This is a genomic window from Dolichospermum sp. LEGE 00246 (assembly GCF_015207865.1).
GTDB classification, from domain to species: domain Bacteria; phylum Cyanobacteriota; class Cyanobacteriia; order Cyanobacteriales; family Nostocaceae; genus Dolichospermum; species Dolichospermum heterosporum.
In genome coordinates this window covers 1-4,531 of record NZ_JADEWA010000442.1, presented here as the reverse complement: position 1 = coordinate 4,531, position 4,531 = coordinate 1, and the positions used below count along the sequence as shown (strand labels likewise).

Genomic DNA, 4,531 nt, shown 5'->3' with positions numbered 1-4,531 from the left:
TATAAGAGACAGGAGTTGGGGGAGTGGGGGGAGGAGTTTTACTGATGACAACGGACAACTGACAACGGACAACTATTCTTGTGGCAAAAGAGCCATAATTTGGTCAATAAACAGTTGGTGATCGACGACAGGCTTAGAAATATAACCATCAGCACCACTTTGGTGCAAAAAATTCTCGCGATCGCCTTCCATCGCGTGTGCTGTTACTAAAATCACCGGTAAATTAGCTGTTTGTGGGTCAGACTTTAACATTTGTGTAATTTTGATCCCATCAACAGACTTACCTTGGTATACACTATGTGATAGGGACACATCCATCAAAATTAGGTCAATTTCATGGGATTGAGCTATTTTCATCACCTCCTCTACATCTTCTGTATGTTTTACATCCAACCCCCCACGTTTACTCAGTATTTTAGAAAAAACACGAGCATTAATTAAATCATCTTCAACAATTAGAACAGTTTTCATGAGATTTCATACTAAATAGGGCTAACATCTGATCAAAATCTATTGTATTTTTAATAATCCATAAGCATAGATCACATCAAAAATAATACTACTGCTTTTTCTCATCATGAGTATCAAGATTATGTGAGTATTTCTATTTGATCATCCGTTATGCTGTAATTTTAGAGCGTGTTATCTTCTAGCGGCTGTTGTGTAGTGAAAATTCAGGGAAAAACCTCATGGCAAAACAGTTAAACCTTCTCTCCAAGGGACAGGTCATCACCACCGCCCTGCACACCGAAATGCAACGGTCATACCTAGAATATGCCATGAGTGTGATTGTGGGGCGAGCCTTACCAGATGTTCGAGATGGATTAAAACCAGTACATAGGCGCATTTTATATGCCATGCACGAACTGGGTTTAACACCAGATCGACCTTATCGAAAATGCGCCCGTGTGGTGGGAGATGTTCTCGGTAAATATCACCCTCACGGCGATCAATCAGTTTATGATGCCTTAGTTCGGTTAGTCCAAAACTTTTCCAGCCGTTATCCCCTACTCGGTGGACATGGTAACTTTGGTAGCGTGGATAATGATCCACCGGCAGCCATGCGTTACACAGAAACCCGTCTTGCACCTGTAGGACATGAAGGAATGCTGGCGGAAATTGCCGAAGAGACAGTGGAGTTTACTGGCAATTTCGACAATTCTCAACAAGAACCAACCGTACTCCCCGCTCAATTACCATTTTTGTTACTGAATGGTTGTGCGGGTATTGCTGTCGGTATGGCTACAAATATTCCCCCCCACAATTTGGGAGAAATCGTTGATGGCTTAATCGCCTTAATTGACAACCCAGATTTAACCGATGAAAAATTATTTCAATTAATTCCCGGTCCAGACTTTCCTACTGGTGGGGAAATTGTTGATCATGGTGGCATTAAAGAAGCCTATACCACTGGCAAAGGTGGTATTGTCATGCGCGGTATCGTCACAATGGAAGAAATTCCCGCCACCAGGGGAACTAAACGCCGCACAGCATTAATAGTCACAGAACTGCCCTTTCAAGTTAATAAAGCTGGATGGATTGAAAAAATCGCCGATTTAGTCAATCAAGGTCGGTTACACGGAATTTCTGACATTCGAGATGAGAGTGACAGGGAGGGAATGCGCGTAGTCATTGAACTTAAACGCGATACCAACCCTCAAGAACTGCTCCAGCATTTGTATCACCAAACAGCTTTACAAACCAGCTTTGGCGCGATTCTCTTAGCTATAGTTGACGGACAACCCCGCCAACTAACATTACGGCAACTATTACAGGAATTTCTCAAGTTTCGAGAACACACCCTCAACCGTCGCTACAGTTACGAATTAGGGAAAGCGGAAAATCGGGTAAATGTCCTAGCAGGATTGTTAAAAGCTTTAGCAAATCTAGATGATGTCATTGCTATATTACGACAAGCCCCCGATGGCAGTACAGCCAAGATGACACTTTGTAGCCAGCTAGATTTAACGGAGGTACAAGCAGATGCCATTTTGTCTATGCCATTACGTCGTCTCACTGGTTTAGAACAGCAAAACTTACAACAGGAATTTGACCAACTTAACCAGGAAATTAGCCTATTGCGAACATTACTAGCAGACAGACGGGAATTACTCAAAGCCCTGAAAAAAGATTTGCGAACTCTCAAACGGAAATATAATGATCCTCGACGGACGAAAATAGTTCACATTACAGAAAAACCAGTTTCCGAAGAGAAAGGTAAAGCTAAACCAGCAGCAGTAGCCGCAGAAGAACATTCTCCAGCGAAAATCCCCACTCCTAAACCGGAACAACCCCCAGAAGAAACCATTTTAGAAGTTACTCAACGAGGTTATGTCCGGCGAATTTCCCCCAACAGTAAAAAAACAAAAGGGGAAAATGGCTTGCTAGATCATGATTTCCTGATCCAAACTGAATTAACTAATACTCACAAAGACCTGTTAATCCTCACCAGCGGTGGTAAAGTTTACCCGATTACGGTGGGAGATATTCCCCTAACTACTGGACGTTCAGCGCGAGGAACGCCATTGATTACGATGCTTACCAGTACCGCCCAAGGTAACACGGAAGCTATCATTACCCGGTTCTTGCTGCCAGAAAAACCCGAAACCTTGGAAATGGTTTTGTTAACTAAGGAAGGACGGATTAAACGCCTATCTTTATCAGAATTTGTCAATCTCTCACGGCGCGGAATTACAATTTTGAAGCTTAAAGACAAGGATGAATTAGCGTTTACCCAATTCCTCAGCAGCGGAGAACATCTAATTTTAGCGAGTTCTAGCGGTCGTCTACTCAGGTTTCCCGTTAATGATGAACAACTACCGATTATGGGTCGGGCTGCAATGGGATTACAAGCTTTCCGCCTTTTGAAAAATCAGCAAATGGTTGGTTGTGTCAATGTCAGTAAACATCATCAATTATTGTTGGTGACTGAGGAAGGATATGGCAAAATTATGGCTGCAAATCAGTTGAGGGCGGCGAATCGGGGGGATTTAGGAATACAACTTTTGAAATTTAATAATAAAACGGACAATTTAGCGGCTATGGTTCCCGCAAAACCAGGTTCAGAGGTCGCATTATTAACAAATAAGGAGCGAGTAATTCGCGTATCGGTAGATGCAGTTCCTAATCTCAACAAAGATAGTAGGGGTGAAAGTATTTGTCAACTTAACAGGGATGAGAGGATTATTAGTGTGGTGGAGGTAGAGTAGGGTTACAAGAACCCCACCCCCAACCCCCTCCCCGCAAGCGAGGAGGGGGCTATGATGTAACCTTGTTTAATAATTTCATTTTGGGTTTTCATCATTGCTTTCCTCTGTTTGTATTACTTCTGTCGACGTAGTTATTCACTCCCCCCCTCTAAAATTATCGAAACCCTTGATCTCTCGTTAAAGATAGGGGGGGAGTGTGAGCAGTTAAGTAATTGGACAAAAATATTTACAGTCATTGCGAGGGAAGGGAAGCAATCACAACCCTGGCGATTGCTTCATTTCACTTCGTTCCATATAGCTAACGCCACGCTGCGCTTACGCAATGACATTGTGTAATTAATTCTGTCTCACTACTTACCATCCCCGCAAGCGATGAGGGGCTAAGATGTAAGTAATTGGACAAAAATATTTACAGTCATTGCGAGGGAAGGGAAGCAATCACAACCCTGGCGATTGCTTCATTTCACTTCGTTCCCTATGGCTAACGCCACGCTTACGCAATAGCACTGTGTAATTAATTCTGTCTCACTACTTAATCTCCCCGCAAGCGATGAGGGGCTAAGATGTAAGTAATTGGACAAAAATATTTACAGTCATTGCGAGGGAAGGGAAGCAATCACAACCCTGGCGATTGCTTCATTTCACTTCGTTCCCTATGGCTAACGCCACGCTTACGTAATGACATTGTGTAATTAATTCTGTCTCACTACTTACCATCCCCGCAAGCGATGAGGGGCTAAGATGTAAGTAATTGGACAAAAATATTTACAGTCATTGCGAGCGAAGGGAAGCAATCACAACCCTGGCGATTACTTCATTTCACTTCGTTCCATATAGCTAACGCCACGCTGCGCTTACGCAATAACATTGTGTAATTAATTCTGTCTCACTACTTAAGATTGGAAATCGCTGTAAACTAAAATTTACTAAAAAATTTTCGGGTTATTTAGTCATCAAAAGACAACTTTTGCTATGAGACTGGGAATATGGCTAACGCCACGCTACGCTATCATTCCCAGGCGGGTTAAAGGTTTTTTGTCTACGGAATTTGTATGGTTATGTCACGCAAGCTAATCGCCGGATGTTTTTCAAACATTTTCTAAAATTATGCCTCTTAAACTCAGTGATTGGGATCAAGATTTACCAATAGAAGAAGATGAAGAATATCAAGCCTTTATTCGTACACTTCAGTTTACAGAAGGCTTTGGTATATTATTTGTGCGTTGTTCTCCGGCCGGAGGTGAACAATTAATTAGTCAAGTAAAAGCAGATATTCATGATCAAAATATAGAAGTTATCAAATTAGATAAAGATGTTACTAA

At 42.1% G+C, this 4,531-nt stretch carries 2 protein-coding genes and 1 pseudogene; 2 read left to right on the top strand and 1 reads right to left on the bottom strand.

Annotated features, from left to right (window positions below):
* Positions 1-72: 72 nt before the first annotated feature.
* Positions 73-471, bottom strand: a complete 399-nt coding sequence (locus IQ228_RS21740) for a response regulator (protein WP_193964414.1) — start codon at positions 469-471, stop codon at positions 73-75.
* 218 nt (positions 472-689) lie between these two features.
* Here IQ228_RS21740 and IQ228_RS21735 point away from each other — a divergent pair, with 218 nt between their 5' ends.
* Entirely contained in the window at positions 690-3,209 is a 2,520-nt protein-coding gene (locus tag IQ228_RS21735) for a DNA topoisomerase (ATP-hydrolyzing) subunit A (protein ID WP_027403797.1), read from the top strand.
* A gap of 1,107 nt (positions 3,210-4,316) precedes the next feature.
* A pseudogene (locus tag IQ228_RS21730) lies at positions 4,317-4,531 on the top strand (prenyltransferase); the annotation flags it as partial.

Bases quoted from the DNA above. Each gene is read 5' to 3' on its own strand.
- IQ228_RS21735 (WP_027403797.1), top strand. From the start codon at position 690: ATGGCAAAACAGTTAAACCTTCTCTCCAAGGGACAGGTCATCACCACC.
- IQ228_RS21740 (WP_193964414.1), bottom strand. From the start codon at position 471: ATGAAAACTGTTCTAATTGTTGAAGATGATTTAATTAATGCTCGTGTT.